This is a genomic window from Dactylosporangium sp. NPDC049525 (assembly GCF_040676755.1).
Taxonomy (GTDB): Bacteria; Actinomycetota; Actinomycetes; order Mycobacteriales; family Micromonosporaceae; genus Dactylosporangium.
On the sequence record NZ_JBFAPO010000015.1, the window covers coordinates 92,836 to 110,777 of the forward strand.

6 protein-coding genes are annotated in these 17,942 nt (G+C 70.9%); 1 reads left to right on the forward strand and 5 read right to left on the reverse strand.

All coding sequences use genetic code 11. The features are described from left to right. Positions 1–644 precede the first annotated feature (644 nt). Entirely contained in the window at positions 645–3,194 is a 2,550-nt protein-coding gene (locus AB0K00_RS22590; RefSeq protein WP_363523461.1) for a tetratricopeptide repeat protein, read from the forward strand. Between the two features lie 575 nt (positions 3,195–3,769). On the opposite strand, the gene AB0K00_RS22595 is transcribed toward AB0K00_RS22590, so the two are convergent. From AB0K00_RS22595 to AB0K00_RS22615, 5 genes are read right to left on the reverse strand one after another with little or no spacing between them, the layout of a single operon-like run. Further along, entirely contained in the window at positions 3,770–4,294 is a 525-nt protein-coding gene (locus AB0K00_RS22595) for a hypothetical protein (protein ID WP_363523462.1), read from the reverse strand. A gap of 45 nt (positions 4,295–4,339) precedes the next feature. Continuing rightward, positions 4,340–4,843, reverse strand: a complete 504-nt coding sequence (locus tag AB0K00_RS22600) for a hypothetical protein (RefSeq protein WP_363523463.1) — start codon at positions 4,841–4,843, stop codon at positions 4,340–4,342. A 19-nt stretch (positions 4,844–4,862) separates the two neighbouring features. Beyond that, positions 4,863–11,144: an RHS repeat-associated core domain-containing protein gene (locus AB0K00_RS22605; protein WP_363523464.1), complete on the reverse strand. Its 6,282-nt coding sequence runs from the start codon at positions 11,142–11,144 to the stop codon at positions 4,863–4,865. After that, positions 11,141–14,746, reverse strand: a complete 3,606-nt coding sequence (locus tag AB0K00_RS22610; protein WP_363523465.1) for a LamG-like jellyroll fold domain-containing protein — start codon at positions 14,744–14,746, stop codon at positions 11,141–11,143. Before AB0K00_RS22610 ends, AB0K00_RS22605 begins: the two co-directional genes overlap by 4 nt. Then, positions 14,743–17,940, reverse strand: coding sequence for an FG-GAP repeat protein (locus tag AB0K00_RS22615; protein WP_363523466.1), 3,198 nt, complete (start codon positions 17,938–17,940; stop codon positions 14,743–14,745). The genes AB0K00_RS22610 and AB0K00_RS22615 overlap by 4 nt, the downstream gene beginning before the upstream one ends. Positions 17,941–17,942: the final 2 nt, after the last annotated feature.

A 17,942-nucleotide genomic window follows, 5' to 3' on the forward strand; every position in this document is an offset into this window, starting at 1 on the left:
TGCTGGGACTGGCGTACCTGGCTGTGACGAACGCGTTCACGGTGCTGCGCCTGCTGCCGAAAAAAGGCCAGCTGAGCTGGCCTTCAGCAAGGTCGGGACGGCGGGATTCGAACCCACGACCCCTTGACCCCCAGGGCCGGCGCGTCAAGCGTTTCTGCACGTCAAACGCGGTATGCAGCCCCTGCTGACGTGTCAAGACGCGCCGATCGTGCGGCACCGCGCTGGACGCGTGGTCCCCAGCTGGTCCCCGGACGCAGGTGCCACCGCGGGGTTCTGCCCTCTCCACCAGGCTGCCAGGACGACCATGTCTTCTGACTACGTCGGCGGTCTCCGCGCCGTTGATGCATATCTGCCTGGTGCCCGCTTACCCTCGGTGGCCTTTGATGTTGCGCCCCTAGGGTGATGGGCCGCCCCCGTTTGCCGGCCCGTCACCCTGGCGCACGTCTTCCTTGGCAAAGTGCCGATACCTGGTATCAGCATCGCCGGACGTCCCTTACGATCGCCGGACGTGGTGGTAACCGCCAGGTCAATGGGCGGCAGTTGACCGGCAACTTCGCCCGTTGGCATCATGGGCACGGCATCGGTCAGGGCCGATGCACTGGTCCTCACCCAGCAGGTGTTGGGGCTTCTACGGAAAGGATCGGATGTTCAGCGCGCAGGTACGGGCCCACCGCCAGCGGCTAGGTATGACGCAGGAAGACCTGGCAGCCAATACAGGCGTGAGCGTGCGCACCATCCGTAACCTCGAAGCCGGCCAGACCGGCCGCGCCCGGCCTGGAACGGTACGACTGCTGGCCGACGCGTTCGCGCTTGCCGGCGCCGAACGGGACCGGTTCTGCCGGTCCGCGCTCGACGGCACCGACCAGCAGCCCGCAGACAAGGCCCCGACGAGCGCCGCCGGCACTCCCCCAGCGCACGGACGACCCGTTCCGGCGCAGTTGCCCGCAGACGTGGCCGGATTCGTCGGCCGTACCGACCAGCTGCGGCAGCTCACCAAGCTGCTCGACGACCATGACCGGCCGGCCGCGGTGGTGATCTCCGCGATCGCCGGCACGGCCGGCGTGGGCAAGACCGCCCTCGCGGTGCACTGGGCACACCAGACCCTCGACCGGTTCCCCGACGGGCAGCTGTATGTCAACCTGCGCGGCTATGACCCCGACCAGCCCGCCACCCCCGCCGAGGTGCTGGCCCGGTTCCTCACCGCCCTCGGGGTGCCCGGCACCGACATCCCCGCCGACCTCGACGAACGCGCCGCCCGCTACCGCACCGAGCTCACCGGCCGACGCCTGCTCATCGCGCTCGACAACGCCGCCACCGTCGACCAGGTCCGTCCCCTGCTACCCGGAACCGGTTCCTGCCTGGTCCTGGTGACCAGCCGCGACAGCCTCGCCGGACTAGTCGCCGTCAACGGCGCCCACCGCCTCGACCTCGACCTACTCCTCCCAGCCGACGCGATCACGTTGCTGCGCCGGCTCATCGGCCACCGCGTCGACGCCGACCCCGACGCCGCGGCCACCCTCGCCACCCAATGCGCCCATCTACCTTTGGCGCTGCGGGTCGCCGCCGAACTCGCCGTCGCCCGCCCCACCACCCCCCTGGCCGACCTGGTCATCGAACTGGCCGACCAACAGCACCGCCTGGACCTGCTCGACGCCGACGGCGACCCCCGCGCCGCCGTCACGGCGGTGTTCTCCTGGTCGATGCGCCACCTACCGGTCGACGCCGCCCGCACCTTCCGGCTGCTGGGCCTGCACCCCGGCCCCGACATCGACGCCTACACCACCGCTGCGCTCACCGACACCAGCCTGTCGCAGGCTCGCCTCGCCCTCGACCGGCTCGCCCGGGCCCACCTCGTGCATCCCACCGGCCCGGCCAGGTACGGCATGCACGACCTGCTACGCGCCTACGCCACCACCCTCGCCACCGCGCACGACTCCGACGCCGACCGCCGGGCGGCGTCGACCCGACTGTTCGACTACTACCTGGTCACCGCCGCGGCCGCCACGCAACAGCTGCGCCTCGTCGATGCCCACGGCCGGCCCGGCACCGCTCCGCCGGCCACCACCCCGACCCCGGAACTGGCCGACCCCGGCACCGCCCGGCGGTGGCTGGACACCGAACGGCCCTGCCTGGTGGCCGCTGCCGCGCACACCGCCACCCACGGCTGGCCCGCCCACGCCGTGCGGCTGTCGATGACCCTGTACCGCTATCTCGAGGGCGGCCACTACATCGACGCGCTCACCATCCACGCACACGCCCTCGACGCCGCCCTGCAAGCTGGTGATCCGGCCGGGCAGGCCCACGCGCAGCTCGGCCTCGGCGGCATAAACATTCGCCTCGGCCGGCTGGAGTTGGCCACGGAGCATCTCGTCCAGGCGTCAGTGCTGTTCCGGCAAGCCGGCGACCTGATCGGCCAAGCCCGCGTGCTGACGAACCTCGGCGTCGTCGAGGACCACCGAGGCTTCTACCAGGCCGCCGCCGACCGCCTCGAGCAGGCGCTGGCCCTGTACCGGCAGACCTGCCACACAATCGGCGAAGCCATGGCTCTGCACAACCTCGGCGTCGCAGAGGACCACCTGGGCCGTCATCAGGCCGCCGCCGACCGCCTCGAGCAGGCGCTGGCCCTGTACCGACGGCTCGGCTACCCCCGCGAAGAAGCCATGGCGCTGCACAACCTCGGCCTCGCTGAGATGGGGCTGGGCCGCTACCAGGAAGCCGCCGACCGCCAGGAGCAGGCGCTGGCCCTGCTCCGACAGCTCGGCTACCCGCGCGGGGAAGCCTGGGCGCTGTATGGCCTCGGTAGCGTCCAGACCCGCCTCGGCCAGCCTGACCAGGCCATCGCGCTCCACAAGCAGGCCCTCACCCTCTTCCGGGAGTCAGGTGAGCGCGGCGGCGAAATCCGAGCGCTCAACGGCCTGGGCGAAGCCACCCTCGCCGCCGGCCGCCCTGCCGACGCGCTGACCCACCACACCGCCGCCCTGAGCACCAGCGTTATCCCCGATCAGCAGGCCCGCGCCCATACCGGGGCCGGCCGCGCCCACCACATTCTCGGCGACCTCGTCCGCGCCCGGCACCACTATGAACACGCCCTGGCCCTGCACACCCGCCTCGGATCCCCGGATGCCCACGACGTTGGGGCATACCTCATCGCCCTCGACGCGTCACCTGACACCGGCCACGACCAACACGATTGACGGACCCTCTTCTGCTCAGGTTGATCGCCAGCGGCTCGAGGGCGGCGCCCGAGGTTCGATGCCGTTACGGATGGACGACTTCAGCGCTTTGCGTCCCTAGTATCGGCAGGGTGCCGTCCTGGACGTGAAGGTCGGGAATTCCCGGCAGGCAAATGGACGAGGGGGTAGTCACCGGCCCAACGGAACCTCGGCACTCGGTCCGTCCCATGAGGATCACAACCTGGCATGCACACATGTAGGCATCTAACGCATGCGCGGGCCGAAGATTCAAAATACGATCCGCCGTGCTCCGAAACCGAGGAAGCCGAGCTGGGCAAGTAATCGCTCTGATTCCTTGACCACCGGTCAAGATGCGCTACGCGAACCGAACTTGACCGATCTGGTCCCCAGGACGCCAAAATGGGCCGACCCTAGAAGTGGATCAGCCCTCTGACCTGCGTCGAGACGGCGGGATTCGAACCCACGACCCCTTGACCCCCAGATTAACACGGCTGCGTGTTGGCCAGTGTTGCGTCATCCTGCCGCGTCCGCCAGGAGTTGATCTCCGCTGTGAGCGCGTTGTTGGCGCACTCCAATCAAGTACCGTTCGTGATGTTGCGTCCACGTCGGACTTGCACATCACCGTCACAGGCCCTTCGGGCCACGCGCGGCCTGGGATGCACCAGGAAGAACTTGTCGGTCGACAGCGCGCGGCGGATCTGCGTGTCTTCGAGCGTCACGTGATCGGGTTCTGCACCGGCAGGGACCTTGATTTCGTAGAACTGCCGCAGGTCGTCGATGGCGTCGGCGTCAACGCCGTGTTGCGCGCAGATCGACCATGTCGTGCGCGTCGCTCCCAAGTACCTGCGCACGAGGTCGAGACCGAGGGTCTCCTTCTCTAGATCCTGTACCGTGCCAATACTCGACGCACCCCGGCGTGAGCTGCTGTTTCGCGGCAGCGAGGCAGGATGGCAGGCGTGTTGGTGCGGGTGCTGTACCTGAGCGTTGTGCGGGTGTTCGGCTGGCTGCCGCAGGCTGTGCGGAGTGAGTCCGCGATGGTCGCGGAGCTCAAGCTTGCCTCGATCTTGCCAACGCTCAATGCAACGGAGCCCGTCGAGCACGCACGACTCCGCCTCGACCCCTGGTGACGCGGCGCGGTCGCCGGATCACCGCGACGGCGACGGCGACGCCCCGCTGCCGCCCGCGCAGGGCCCGGGGCACTTCGTGAACACGATGGCCCGGAACTCCAGCACCGTCTGGGAGCCCTGCGACAACGCGTCCAGCCCGCCGCCGCCACGGGTCTGGATGAACCCTCCGGGCTCGAAGGTGAGCTCGACGACGTTGCGAAGCCCGGCCGGGGCGGAAGGCTTCCGCCCCGGCAGGGCCCAGCTGCCGACCGCGTCGATCCGGTCCCGGCTCCTGTCGAAACCGGGGGTCAGCGCGCTCTGGAAATCGAGGAAGTACTCCGGCGGCACGTTCGTCCCCTGCATCGTGCCGTCGGCGGCGAACACGAAGGTGGCGTCCCGGGCCGCGTTGCGCCAAGCGCCGACGACCATCTCCGGGGTGACGTCCACGGCCAGGGCCGGGGTCCGGCCCGGCCGCGGGTCGACAGTCTGACTCCCACAGGCCATCAGTACCAGCGCCACCAGCGCGAACGCCACCTTTCGCATCGACTGTCCTTCCGTGCCACTAGAGGAAGTTCTTCGCCACTTTCAGCCCGGCGTAGATCGCGGCCTGCCCGAACGGATCGCGCTTGTTCGGGTCGCCCCAGGGGACACCGTCTCGCGTGCCGACGTGCACGGTTGGCTGGTTGTCCGTGGTGAAGGGTTCGCGCCAGCGCACGGATTGCTGCAGCCAGTGCTCGCCCGGTTTGGCGTCATGGCCGTCGCCGGCCGACTGGTCAAGACCGTAATCCGCCACTTTGCCCTTGTCGAGTTTGGCGGAGTTCATGGTACTGGCGTTCGTCAGGTGGAACTCGACCACCGGGCCGCCGTTCGCGTCCTTGCCGACGACCTGCCACGTCAGGTCGTAGGACCCGAGGAATGACGCCGCTTCCTGCATCCCCTGCTCCCCGAGCGTATAGATGCTCATGGCGGTGTTGTACGCATTCCATTCGCGCTCTTCCGGCGTGAACCTGGCGAGATGGAAGTCCGTGGTCTTCTGGCCGTACAACTTCCCGGCGGCCAGTTCCGAAGCGATGATCTGCCGTGCCACGTCGATCGTGTAGAGCTCCTGGATCTCCTCCGTGAACCGGTCACCGTCCTGGAAGTACTCGGTCGTCGAGCATGCCTTCGACTCGTCCTCGCAACCGGCGATCTCGTTCTGCACCCATTCGACGCCCAGGTCGTAGGCCGTCTTGTTGTTCTTCGGACGGCAGTACTCGGGGGTCGCGCTGGAGCACTTCGGCTTCGGGTTCCCGGGAGGCGCCGCGGGCGGCGGACCCTGTGGGTTCATCATTTCGTCCTGGCTGTTGGGGTTGGTGCCGTTGGGGTCCGACTCCACCAGCGGGCTGCTCCCCGAATACCCGTACCCGTTCATCTGCTCCGGGTTGTCGACGTCCAGCACCGGGTCGGGTGAGATGAACCGCCCGATCACCGGGTCGTACTCGCGGGCGGAGAGGTGGACCAGGCCGCCGGCGTCGACGGTGCCGCCGAGGAAGCCCCGGTCGTCCGGCCACGCGGCCGGCGCGGCGCCGCGGACACCGCCGTAGGGCAGGGTGCGCCGCCAGGTGATGGCGCCGGTGGTCGCGTCGATCGCGCAGCTGTTGGTGTTGTGCGGGTCGGCGACCGTCCAGCTCAACGCCGACGGCGTCCGGGTGGCGATGCCGTATCCGGCGAACGTGTAGTACCGCGTGCCGGTGACGACCCGGGTCGCGAGGTCCAGCCGCAGCTGCATCGTCCCGAGGTACAGCGTCGTCGCGCCGGGTTCCTTGCGCAGCAGCCGGTTGCCCGAGGCGTCGTAGACGAATGTGGTGCCCGGGCCGCCGTCGCTGGAGTACTTCGCCAACTGCGCGTCGGTGTTCCACTGGAACGACTCCGACTTCGCCGGGTTCTGCCGGGTCAGCAGCGCACCCCGCTCGTCGTAGGTGTAGTCGGTCGTCGTCGCGGCGCTGCCCTGGTCGATGGAGCGCAGCGTGTGCGGCTTGGGCTGCCCGGTGCCCGCGTAGTGGTAGTTCGTTGTGACACCGGGCCCGGCGACCGGGTAGTTCGTCTCGGTGAGGCGGCCACCGCCCGCGTCGAACGTCCACGCCTGGTGGTACGGGGCGGGTCCGCCGACCCCGGTCGAGGCCGCACCGTTCTGGCACCGGGTCCAGTCGGTGGTGGCCGTGCTCCACGCCTCGGTGAGGTGCCGCGACCCGTCGTAGAGGAAGCACTGCGTGTCGACCGGGCCGCCGGCGGGCGTGTCGGCGATCGCGAGGACGTTGCCGGCGTCGTCGTACTTGTAGTGCTGGTCCAGGTCAACCGCGGCGATGTCCTGGCGGTCCAGGCGGATGCCGGTCTGCCGGTTGGTGCCCCGCTCCCAGCTGAAGGTCAGCCACGCCTTCTTCCCGGTGCCGTTCCACAGCATCATCCGCAGCAGCTCACCGGTGTCGGCGTAGCTCGTCGGGTTCTCCTCGTTGCTGACCACGTAGGAGTTGAGGCCGGTCATGGACAGCGGCCGCTGCAGGTTGTCGTAGCCGAAGACCAGGTTCTCGGCCGGCAGGCCACCCGCGGCCGGCATGCCGATCCCCTGCACGCTGTCGTCGGTGTTGTACGTGGAGACGAAGTCGTACGTCCTGGCCAGTTCCGTGCCGGCGTCGGCCGGGATGGTGTAGGTCGTCTTCGTGACCCGGTACAGGTTGTCGCGCTGCGGATAGGTGATCGTGTACGCGGCACTGCCGACGTACCGGACCGTCCCCGCGACCTGTCCCTTGTAGAAGCTGTCGTAGATGGTCGCGGTCTGCTTGACGGATCCGGTGACGCCGATCTTGCCGAGCCAGGTCTCCGTCAGGCGGCCCAGCTTGTCGTAGACGTTCGAGGTCAGGACGTGCCGGGCGTCCTCCACGGTCGCGATCCGGTTGAGCTTGTCATACGTGAACTTCGTCGTGCCGGCGTCGGGGTCGTCGGTCCGGATCAGGTTGCCGCGGGGGTCGTAGGTGTAGCTCCAGACGTTGCCGAGCACGTCGGTCATCGACGCGACCTTGCCGTTCTGGCCGAAGGAGTACTGGGTCGTCTTCGACGGCCCGGACGCCGTGTGCCCGGCGTACTCGATGAGTTCGGTGGTGTGGCCCCGGGCGTCGACCACGCTCGTACGCGGCACCCCGCCCATCGGCGGCACCGTGCTGGTCCGGGCACCGTCGTAGCTCGTCGTCGTGCGCCACTTCTCGTCGCCGGCGACGGTGAAGATGTCGGCCGTCTCCCGGTCGGCGCCGTCGTAGCGGTGCTTGTGCGCGCCGTTCGTCGACCCCTCCGGGACGGTCAGCAGCAGGTCACCGGCGACGCCCTGCACCGAGTAGGGCTCGGTCTGGGTCTCCACCTTGCCGTTGCGGTAGACGGTGTCGATGAGCAGCAGCGTGTTGTTCGCACCCGCGGACTGCATCTGGCGCACCCGCAGCTGGCTGTCAAGCAGCTGGTAGGTCGTGACGTACGTGCCGTCGTTGCGCACCTTCGCGGTCGAGATGACGCTCGGCTTGTCGGCGCGCAGCAGGTAGCTGTACTTCGTGTTCGGCGTGTCCGGGTACAGCGACCTGGGCCGGGTCGGCAGCCAGACGCTGATCAGCCGCCCCAGCGGGTCGTACGCCAGGTCGGTGCGCTTGCCGTTGACGTCGATGACCGCCGTCGCCTGCCCGAACGCCCGGGACGTGTCGGTGGCCGTGCTCTGCAGCATCGGGTTCTTGACCGTGGTCCGGACGCCGAACCCGTCGCTGTAGACGTAGGCGTTCTCGGTGACCGACCCGCCCGGGTCGGTGACGGTGAGCTGCCGGCCGTACTCGTTGTAGGTCATGGTGGTGGCCAGATACCTGGTGCCCGTCGCGTCGACCGTGTCCAGTGACTCCGACGTGGTGATGTCGCCCTTGCCGGGGGCGGCGCCGTAGGCGAGGCCGTCGAAGGTGTTGCGGTCGGAGCTCATCAGCTGGGTCGCGCGGTCGGTGACCGACGCGCACTTGACCGAGAACTTCTCGGTCAGTTTCGGCAGGTCGTACCGCCAGGTGTTGCCGTTGTCGGCGTACTCCATCGTGGTGCACACGTCGTCGGTGGTGGTGCCGACGTCGCCCTGGTCGTCGGTCTTGACGGTGCGGCCCCAGGTCTGGTCGAACGTGCTGTCAGTCCTGGTCTCCCGCCAGACGGGCTGGCCCTGGGCGTCGGGGCTCAGCGCGGTCCACACCCGCTGTGAGGCCGTCCTGGACATGACCGCATGGCGGGTGCCCCAGGTCTCCGTCTGGGTTTGGGTGTACCAGAACGTCGGCTCGCTCACCGCCTTCGAAATGACCTCGGCGCCGTTGTAGGTGACCGTCTCGTATTCAGTGCCGCTGAGTTCGTCGGCGTCGGTGAAGACGGTGCCCTGGTCGGTGGTGACCTTGACCGAGCGGTGGCCGCCGCCGGCGCCGGCGGGCTTCTCGTCGCCGTCCATGCCGCGCAGGAAGTAGTGCTCGACCTTCGTGGTCAGGGTCTGCAGGTCGCCGGTGCGGACGGTGACCTTCGGGTAGCCGCGCCACTGCGACCAGGTGAGGTCCTCGGCCTTGGTGATGCCGTCCGGGTCGGTCTTGCGCCACGCCGCCCCGACGATCGGGTCCTGGGTGCCGAAGCCCTGGTTGCCGTACTCGTACACGGTGCGCACGTCGGGGCTGCCGCCGGTCGGGTCCGACGCGATGACCTCCTGGACGACGTACTTGTGGAACCAGTCCGTGAGGTCGTCGTCGGTGCCGAACGGGTTCCACAGCACCGGGTAGCAGCGTTTCGTGCTGCTGCCCGCCGTGGGCAGGCTGCCCGCGGCGCAGTCCGCCGGGGCGTAGTTCACCTGGATCTGCGCGCCGGTGTCGGTGATGACCGAGCTCAGCCGGAACCGGTTCAGCGGCGCCAGCATGTCGGTGTCGGTGTCGATCCGGTTCGGCAGCTGGATACCCACCAGCTGCACCGGCGGCATCGTGGCCGTGCCGCCGTAGAGGCCGGCGTGGTCGATCTTGTCCAGCCACAGGGTCTTCGAGCCGTCGCCGTTGTCGGTGTACGAGTGGCTGAGCGTCCACTGCTCGACCGGCGTCCAGCCGCTGCCCTCCCGGATCTCGGTGGTGATGCCGGTCAGGCGCTTGCGGGTCCAGAACGTCGGCGCCGCCTGGGTGTCCTTGCAGTGGGTGCCGAGCGCGCAGTTGCGGTCCCACGGCACGTCCGGCCACGAGGTGGCGGTGTCGTCGGTCAGCTGACCCTCCGCGCAGGTGATCACGCCGGCCGCGATGCAGCGCTCCGCGGTGTCGAAGCGGACGCGGGCCGGTGCGTTCGTCGTGTACACCTGCCCGTCGCGCTGGCCGTAGTCGATCTGTTTGAGCCAGCCGCCGCGCACGTAGGTGAGGCCGTTGGCGTCGGTCTTCGCACCCTTCGCGTACGCGTTGAGCTCCTTGCCGTAGTAGTACGAGATGACGTTGCCGTGCGGGTCCTTGACGTAGTCCAGGTTCCACCGCCAGCCCTGGTCGCAGAACGAGTCCAGCCAGCCGGAGCTCTTGTAGCAGGGCTCGTTGACGTCGTCGCCGGAGACCGGGATGGTCCACGCCGAATTGGTCTCGTCCTTGTTCGCACTCCAGCCGGGCAGCCGGTTCAGGCCGAAGTAGTACTCGGTGCCGCCGGTGGTGGTGACCTTCCAGTATTCGCCGTCGTTGTCGCCGTTGGTCGCGCCGGTCTTGCGCTCGACCTTCGTGCCGTCGTCGCCGGACAGCTTCCACAGGTTGTCGTTGACCTTGATCAGGTCACCGGAGTGCCCGCTGAGCATGATCGAGCCGTTGGAGAACGCCCAGCACTGGTCGTTGTAGTGCTCGTGACCGTCGTCGTCGCACGCCTTGTACTTGCGCTCGATGTAACCCGGCTCGTACGTGAAGCCCTCACCGACCCACGAACCCTGGTTGTTGGTCGCGGAGGTGCGGCCGTCGACGGTCTGCGACGAGTAGCTCAGCGTCGCCTGCGGCTCCAGGCCGCCGGGCGTCTTCGGCATCCGCACGTCATAGCTCCACGACAGCGCGCCGGAGGAGAGCGACACGTCCCACTTCGACGACGGCGACAGTTTCGTCGCCTCGTAGGTGCCCTGGGCGGAGGTGTCGCCGGGTTCCGCGGCGAGCACCGTCATCCCCGCCGCCGCCGCGCTGACCGTCGCGCCGAGCTGCCGCTGGGCGGTGTCGTTGGACGAGCCGACCGGGGTGCGCACCTGGCACTCCGGCCGGTCCGGGGTGGTGAGCACGCAGGCAGGCAGCTCGACGAGGTGCAGCCGGGCGCCGTAGTCGCCGCCGAACGCGTCGGCGAACCCGCCGTACGCCAGGCCGACGTGGACACCGCCCGCGGAGCGCCCGCCGTCGGCGCGGCTCACGGTCAACAGGGTGCCCTGCACGCGCGCCCTGGTCGCGGCGGCGTGGTCGAGCACGCCGACGCGCACCTTGGACGGCACCAGGTCCGCCGACGCGGTGGTGCGGCCAGCCGGTTCGACCGCCTTCGCCGACACCTGCAGCCCGCCGGCCGTCGTGGTCCTCCCGCCAGTGGTCAGGTCGAGCTCGACGCCGGCGGCCTCCGGCCAGTGCACGGCCGGCGGGGTCCTCACCGCCGCGGCCGCCGCCGGGTTCGCCACCACACGCTGCTTGACCTGCTGGGCGGTGGCCTTCGGCGCGGCCCGGTGCGGCACGGCGGGCGCGTCGCGGCGCACAGGCCCGGCGAAGGCAGGCTGCTGCACGCCGGCGACGAGCAGGGCGACGACGACGGGACCGGTCAGGCGCCGGACCCAGGCGGACGGTCGGTTCACAGTTCAGCCACCTCGTTCGGGACGTTGAGCTGCTGGACGGTCGTCGCGGAGAGCGGGCCGCTGTAGACCCGCACCTCGTCGAGCACACCGGCGGTGTAGGCACCCCAGGTGGTGTCGGACAGGCCCCGGCCGACCTGCAGGCCGCCGGTCGCGTTCCACGGCAGCGCCACCCCGGTCGCGGTGCCGGCGAGCTGGCCGTCGACGTAGAGCCGCAGGGTCTGGGTGGGTGCGTCGTAGGTGACGGTGAGGAACTGCCCGCCGGCCGCGCCCGGGTCGGGCCGGGAGATCGTGCCGCTGCCGGTCAGGGTCGTGCCGGCGGTGCCGTTGGTGTCGGTGCCGGCGATCACGACCCGCCACAGCGCGCCGCCCGCACCGTCCGGGGCGCAGCCCACGGTGAACGCGCTGGCGTGCGCGCCGGGCTGGGAGAGCACGGTCATCGGTGCCGTCGTGCAGTCCGTCGCCAGCTGGACGCGGGCCGCGACGGAGAAGCTGCCGTTGGTCACCGCGACCGGACCGGCGGTCGCCGCGTAGCCTGTGGCGCCGTCGAGGACCAGGTGCCCGTCGCCGACGAGCGGGCTCGGCGCGAACGGGTCCGCCAGGTCCCGGGTGTACACCGAGGCACCGGTGTACAGGTTGAGCTCCAGGGTGGGATCGATCTCGGTCGTGCCGCCCGGCGCGGGGGTGCCGTAGCCGGCGCTCTTGCCGACGAGCGGCGGCTGGCCGGTGATGACGGTGGCCGCGTTCAGGTCCCAGTAGCCGAGCCGCCTGGTGAGCAGGGTCGGCTGGACCAGCGCCTCGGACGGCACCAGCGGCCGGTCCCAGACCTTCACGCCGGCGACGTCCCCGCTGAGGATGTTGCCGTAGACGCCGGCCTGCAGGTACCTGCGGCCGATCTGCAGCGGGCCGTGCGAGATCCACGGTCCCCGCCAGTCGCCGGTGCCGGCGGCGACACCGTTCACGTACAACGTCAGTTTGAGGGTCGCGGCGTCGAAGACGACCGTCAGGTGGGTCCACCGGTCGGCCTGCGCGATCGGGCCGGCGACCGCCCACTGGCCGAGCGTCTGCACGTCGAACACCGGAACCGCGACCAGCCATCTGCCGCTGCCGGCGTTGTAGCCGAGTCTGAACCCGGTCTCACCGGAGCCGTCCTGGGACACGATCGTCTGGTCGCGGGTCAGGTCCGCGAGCCTGGCCCAGACGCTAACGGTGAAGCTCTGGCCGGTGTCGACCACCGGCCCGGCCGTCGCCAGTCCACCCGAGGTGCCGTTGAAGCGCACCGCCCGGTCGGCGGCACCACCGGGTCCGGCGACGCCGAACTGGGTGCCGGCCAGCGCGGTCGCCGGGTGTGCGCCGGCGGTGTCGGCGGCGACCGTGGCGCCGGGCGCGTCGGTGAGCGGCCAGGTGCCGACCGGGGTGGTGCCTGCGGCGACCCGGAAGGTGCAGCTGGAGATGTCGGACTGCTTGCCGGCGTGGTCGATCGCGACCACGGAGACGGTGTGCGGGCCCTCGCCCTGCGGCTGCCACGGCACCGTCACGGGGCCACCGTCGAACAGCGGGGTGAGCTGGTTGGAAGGCGACGGGTTGCTGTCGAACCCGTACCGGTAGGCGTTGACGTCGGTGGCGTCGCTGTCGAAGGTGAACGTTCCCCACCGCCCGACGCCCGGCAGCCAGGTGGCACTCTCCACACAGGACGGGGTGTGGTCGGCGGCGTCGGACGGCAGGTATTCCGCGGAGTCGATGTCCGGCCCGCTGGGCCTGGTCGTGTCGAGGACGAACTCGCACGACGGCGACCAGCCACCGGTCGCGGTGCCGTCGCCGGCTCGGACCTGCCACGACGTGACGACGTTCTCCGGCAGGGCAGGCGTGCCGGTCGCGGCGTCGGCGAGGTTGTAGGTGAAGGTCGAGCCGTTCGCCAGCTGCGGCGAGGTCCAGATCCTGACCTGGTGCATGCCGTTGGCGTCCCAGGTCACCCGGAAGTCGGCGGTCAGCGGCTCGGCGTCGGCCGTGTCGGGGTCGGTGAGCACGGCTTTCAGACTCGGCAGCGAGCTCACGAACGGCCGGCCGGCGCCGGTGACGCAGGCGCCACCCGGGTTGAGGCTCAGGTTCCCCGCGACCGGCTGGTTGGGGGCGCGGTTGTAGGTGACGGACAGGACCGCGTTGTTGCAGAAGCGTTTGAGGTGCAGGTAGCTCGACTCGTTCTCGGCACGGATCAGGAACGTGGTCTTCGACCAGCCGTAGGTGGCCGCCGTGGTGACCGCCTCCATCGCGTTGAACTCGGTGTTGCGGGTCGCGCCGGTCTCGCAGCCGGTCGTGCCGGTCGGCGCGATCGTCTGCTGGTGGGCGAAGCCGGACATGCCCGCCCCGCCGGGCATGTTGCCCCAGTTGGTGCCGCTGGTGATGAGCGCGCCGCCGCTGCCGGCCCGGTACAGGCTGACGTTGCGAGCGGTGCTGTCGTAGGTGTGCTGCAACGTCACCCGGAACTTGGCGTCGATGATGCTCATACCGGCGTAGTCGGTGGGCAGCACGTAGAACAGGCGCTTGATCTTGGAGCTGTTGCAGACCTGGCCGGAGACGCCGACGGGGCAGTAGCCGACCCGCTCGTTGGTCGCGCCGTCGAACTTCCAGTACTCCTCGGACGGGTAGCCGGAGTCGGTCATCGCCCACGACTCGTTGGACCCACCGCTGGTGAACGGGTCGATGTGGACCGGGAAGACGGTGCCGGGCGCGTCGAGCAGCGCCGGGTCCGGCGTCAGCGTGAGGCTGTCCCCGGCCACGGCGACCCCGACCGGGGCGGTCGATGCGCCGTCCGGCGCCGCGAGGGTCAGGTCGCCGTCCTCGGCCGGCACGCTGGAGTCCCACATCCGGGGCGCCGGCGCGTCGAGGACGAGCCCGCCGGTGCCGGCGTCGAGCATCCGCAGTCCGCCACCGGCGGCCGCCTCGACCCTGAGCAGCCGCAGGCCCAGCCCGAGCCGGATCTGCCGCACCTGTGGGAGCTTCGCCGCCTGCGGGGTCTTCACCACGAGTACGTGAGTGAAGCCGGTGACGGCGGCGTGCACAACCAGGTCGACGCCGGGCAGGACCTCGGCGTAGGTGGCAGTGGAGCCGTCCAGCCGGGGGGCCGGCAGCCGGCCGGGCCAGGTCAGCGCATAGCCGCGGCCGGCCCGCTCGACCGTGGCGAAGGCGCCGTCGCCGCCGCCGGACAGCCGCAGCCCGAGCACGGCAGCGCGCGGCGTGACGGTGCCGTCCGGATGCCGGACCAGGGTCGCGTCGGTGGGCACCCAGCGGTCGGCCTGCAGCGTCCGGAACGGCTGCTGGAAGGTCTCCCGGGTGATCGTGCCGTCCGGGTTGGCGAACACCTGCTGCCGCTCCGCGCGCAGGCCGGTGACCTCGACACGCCTACCGGTCGCCCGCGCCACCGCGGCGGCGCCGGGGATGGTCCGGTCGGCGCCGGCGGGTGGGCCCGCGGGCATCGCCTGGACCTCCGCCGGGCCGCCGGCCCGCGGCGCGGCCGCCCACATCGTTGCCGCGATCAGCCCGGCGAGGGCTGCAGCCAGCCCGCCGCGGCGCGTCCAGAGGCGCACTCGCTGTCCCTTCGTGCTCATCCGGCAGCCACCCCGAACGCGGTGACCGCCGACGGGATGCCGCCCTGGCCGGGCGTGTAGGTGCGGGCCGGGGTGGCGCTGCCACCCGCGAGGCCGGCCCACGGGACGGCGTAGACCGCCCGGGTGCCGCCGTAGGGGCTGGACACGAGCAGGTTGACGCCGTCGCTGGCGAGCCAGCCGCCGAGCAGTTCCTGCGCCACCGGGGTGCCCGGCAGCCCGGCGCCCCGCTCGACCTGGACGCTGCCGGTCAGGATGTTGGTGCCGGCCCGGAACACCCGGACCGAGCCGGTGTCCAGCGCGGTGCCCCGGTCCTCGCCGGCCGTGCCGACCGCGAGCAGCACCGTGCTCGCCGATGCCTCGGCGGCCGGGTCACGGTTGACCAGCACGACGCGCTGACCGAAGTAGTCGCCCACCTCGTCGGCCTCGCCGACGCCCGGCGTGCCGCTGCCGACGGTGCCGACGTGCATGCCCGCGGTCGGGGTGATGAGGTACTGCTGCACCATGCCGGCGTCGACGACCGTGCCGATGTCCTCACCGGGCACACCGACGGCCAGCAGCGAGTCCGCGACGCCGGCCGGCGCCCCGGCGGGCCGGTAGGCGACCATCGCGATCGACGCGCCGAAACGGTCCCCGCGTTCCGGGCTGTCCATCCCGTACGTGTCGTCGCCTTGGACGAAACACCGGATGCCCGACGGCGGGGTGCTGCCGCTGTTGTGGTTGAGCACGCAGGCGGAACCCGAGAACTCGGTGCCCGGGCCGGCCGACTCACCGGGCGAGCCGATGCCCAGCTGGAAGGGCGTCGCGGCGACGGAGGAGCCGCTGCGGTCGTCCGTCTCCGCGCCCTGCGGTGACCAGCCGTCGAGCTTCACGTCGACGGCGCCGCGCAGGTAGTGCACGGTGCCCGCGTCGACGGCGCCGTCGACGTCCTCGCCGGGAGCACCGATGACCAGGTAGGGCTCGCCGGACGCGGTCGTCCCGCCGGCCAGCGAGGCGCCGAACCAGTCGTCGGTCTCGGGGGTGTCCGGCACCGTGCCGTGGTTGCCCGGCAGGACCGCCCCCTGCTGGACGGTCATCGTCGGCGGGCCGTTGCCGAGGCCCTGCGGTGCGCCGTAGAAGAGGAACACGGCACCGGCGTCGACCTTGCCGTTAAGGTCCCGCTTCGGCGCGCCGACGGCCAGGTCCGCGCAGCCGTCCAGGTTGGCGTCGTAGACGGCCAGGCTGGTGCCGAAACCGTCGGCGAGGACCGGCAGCGGCGACTGCAGGGCCCGCGTGGTGCCGGCCGCGCCGTCCACCAGGTGCACCTTGCCGGCGCCGTCCTGCGGATCGGCGATGACCCGGTCCGCGACGCCGTCGCCGTTGAAGTCGCCCGCGACGGGGTTCGCCGGGCAGCCGGCCGCCTGCGGGTCCAGGACCGGGGTGGTAAACTCGCACCATCCTGACGTCGCCGCCGACACCCCGTCGGAGACGCTGACCCGCCACTGGTACGCCGTGCCGCCGACCAGCTGCGCGGACGGGATCTGCGTCACGGCGGGCACCCCGCCGGTCACCCCGGTGACGGTGGCCGAGCCGACCGCCGCGCCGCCGCCGACCTGCCACCATTCGAAGGTGGCCGACATCGGGGCGGTCTCCGCGTCCTGGGCGGTGACCGACAGCCGCGGCACCAGCGAGCCGATCGTCGGTCGGCCGGCACCGGTGACGCAGCCGGTCGCCGGTGTCGTCGCCCGGGCAGTGATCGCCGGAGTGGAGTTGTAGTCGAGCTTCAGCAGCGGCACGCCGACGGCGCCGTTCGCGTACTTCGCCCAGCTGGTCTGGCTGAGCTCGTCGATCGCCTTCAGCCCGAGCGTCACCGAGCCGCAGCAGCCCAGGCCCATCGTGGCGATGTGCGGGGTGAGGTCGAAGGACACGTCGGCCGGCCCGCACGAGCCGGTGGAGCCGTTGCGGTGCGCCTCCGTGGTCGTGCCGACCTTGTTGGCCCACCCGGTGTCGTCGCTGTTCCAGCCGGTATTCCAGTTGGTGGCCGAGGTGATCGGCGGGGTCCAGAACAGCCCGATCGGGGCCGCCGTCCCGCACATCGACCAGGACCAGCGCTGCGGAATGGTGAAGGTCGCCTTGGTGACCGGTCCCAGGCCCTGCACGCCGGCGGTGCTCATCTCGAACAGCGCCCGCAGGGTGTTGGGAGCCGGGGTCGTGGTGTAGCCGACCTTGACGTTGCCGTTCAGGTCGCCGGTGTCCGCCTGGTCGTAGAAGACCTGCGCCGGGGTCAGCTTGGCGACCTGGGCCCAGTGGTTCACGCCGCCGGTCCAGGTCGGGTCGATGACGACCGGGTAGACCGCTGCCGCGTCGTCGAGCAGCGTGGTGTCCGGGTACAGGACAAGGTCCCCGCCGTCCACGTGCACCCCCATCGTGCGGGTCCGCGGCGCCGCGGCACCGCGGTAGCCCACCATCGGCGCCTGGTCGGCCGAGTCCCACATCAGCGGCGCCGGTGCGGCGAAGACGACGTCACCAGCGGCGTCGACGGCCGACACGCCGCCGTCCGGGCCGGGCCGGACCGTCACGCCCCGGCCGGTGAGACCGAGTCGCACCTGGCGGACGTCGGCGCGGGCCGCGGCGGCGCGGGTCTTCACCACCAGGTGCTCGGTGAAGCCGTCGACGCCGGCGATGACCCGCAGGTCGACGCCGGGGAGCACCTCGGCGTAGGTCGCCGTGCTGCCCGACAGCACCGGCCGGGGCAGCGTGCCCTTCCACGACATCGCCAGCCGGTGGCCGCTGCGCTCCGCGCTGATCAGCGGCGCCGACGCCCCGCCACCGGAGAACGCCATCGGGAAGGCGGCGGCCCTCGGAGAGACCGTGCCGTCGAGGTTGGCGACCAGCGTCGGGTCGGCGGCGACCCAGCTGCCGTCCGCGGCCCGGCCGAATCTGGGCCGGACGCTGGACTCCCAGGTGAAGCTGCCGTCCGCATTCGCGAACGTCTGGGAGGTCTCGTCGGTGGCCGAGCTCACCAGCACCCGGTCGCCGCAGCGGCGGGCCATCGCCATCGCCCCGAACCGGTCGGGCACGTCCCGGGCACAAGCGACGTCCTGACGCACCGGACGCGGCTCGGGTCCCTTGTGGACGATCGCCGTCACCGCACCGCTGAACAGCAACGCGAGGCTCATCGGTGCGATGGCACGGCGCAGCAGCCTGCGAGACCTCATGG

Excerpts from the sequence above, each read along its gene's own strand:
- AB0K00_RS22590 (WP_363523461.1), top strand. The coding sequence starts at position 645 with ATGTTCAGCGCGCAGGTACGGGCCCACCGCCAGCGGCTAGGTATGACG.
- AB0K00_RS22615 (WP_363523466.1), bottom strand. The coding sequence starts at position 17,940 with ATGAGGTCTCGCAGGCTGCTGCGCCGTGCCATCGCACCGATGAGCCTC.
- AB0K00_RS22610 (WP_363523465.1), bottom strand. The coding sequence starts at position 14,746 with ATGAGCACGAAGGGACAGCGAGTGCGCCTCTGGACGCGCCGCGGCGGG.
- AB0K00_RS22600 (WP_363523463.1), bottom strand. The coding sequence starts at position 4,843 with ATGCGAAAGGTGGCGTTCGCGCTGGTGGCGCTGGTACTGATGGCCTGT.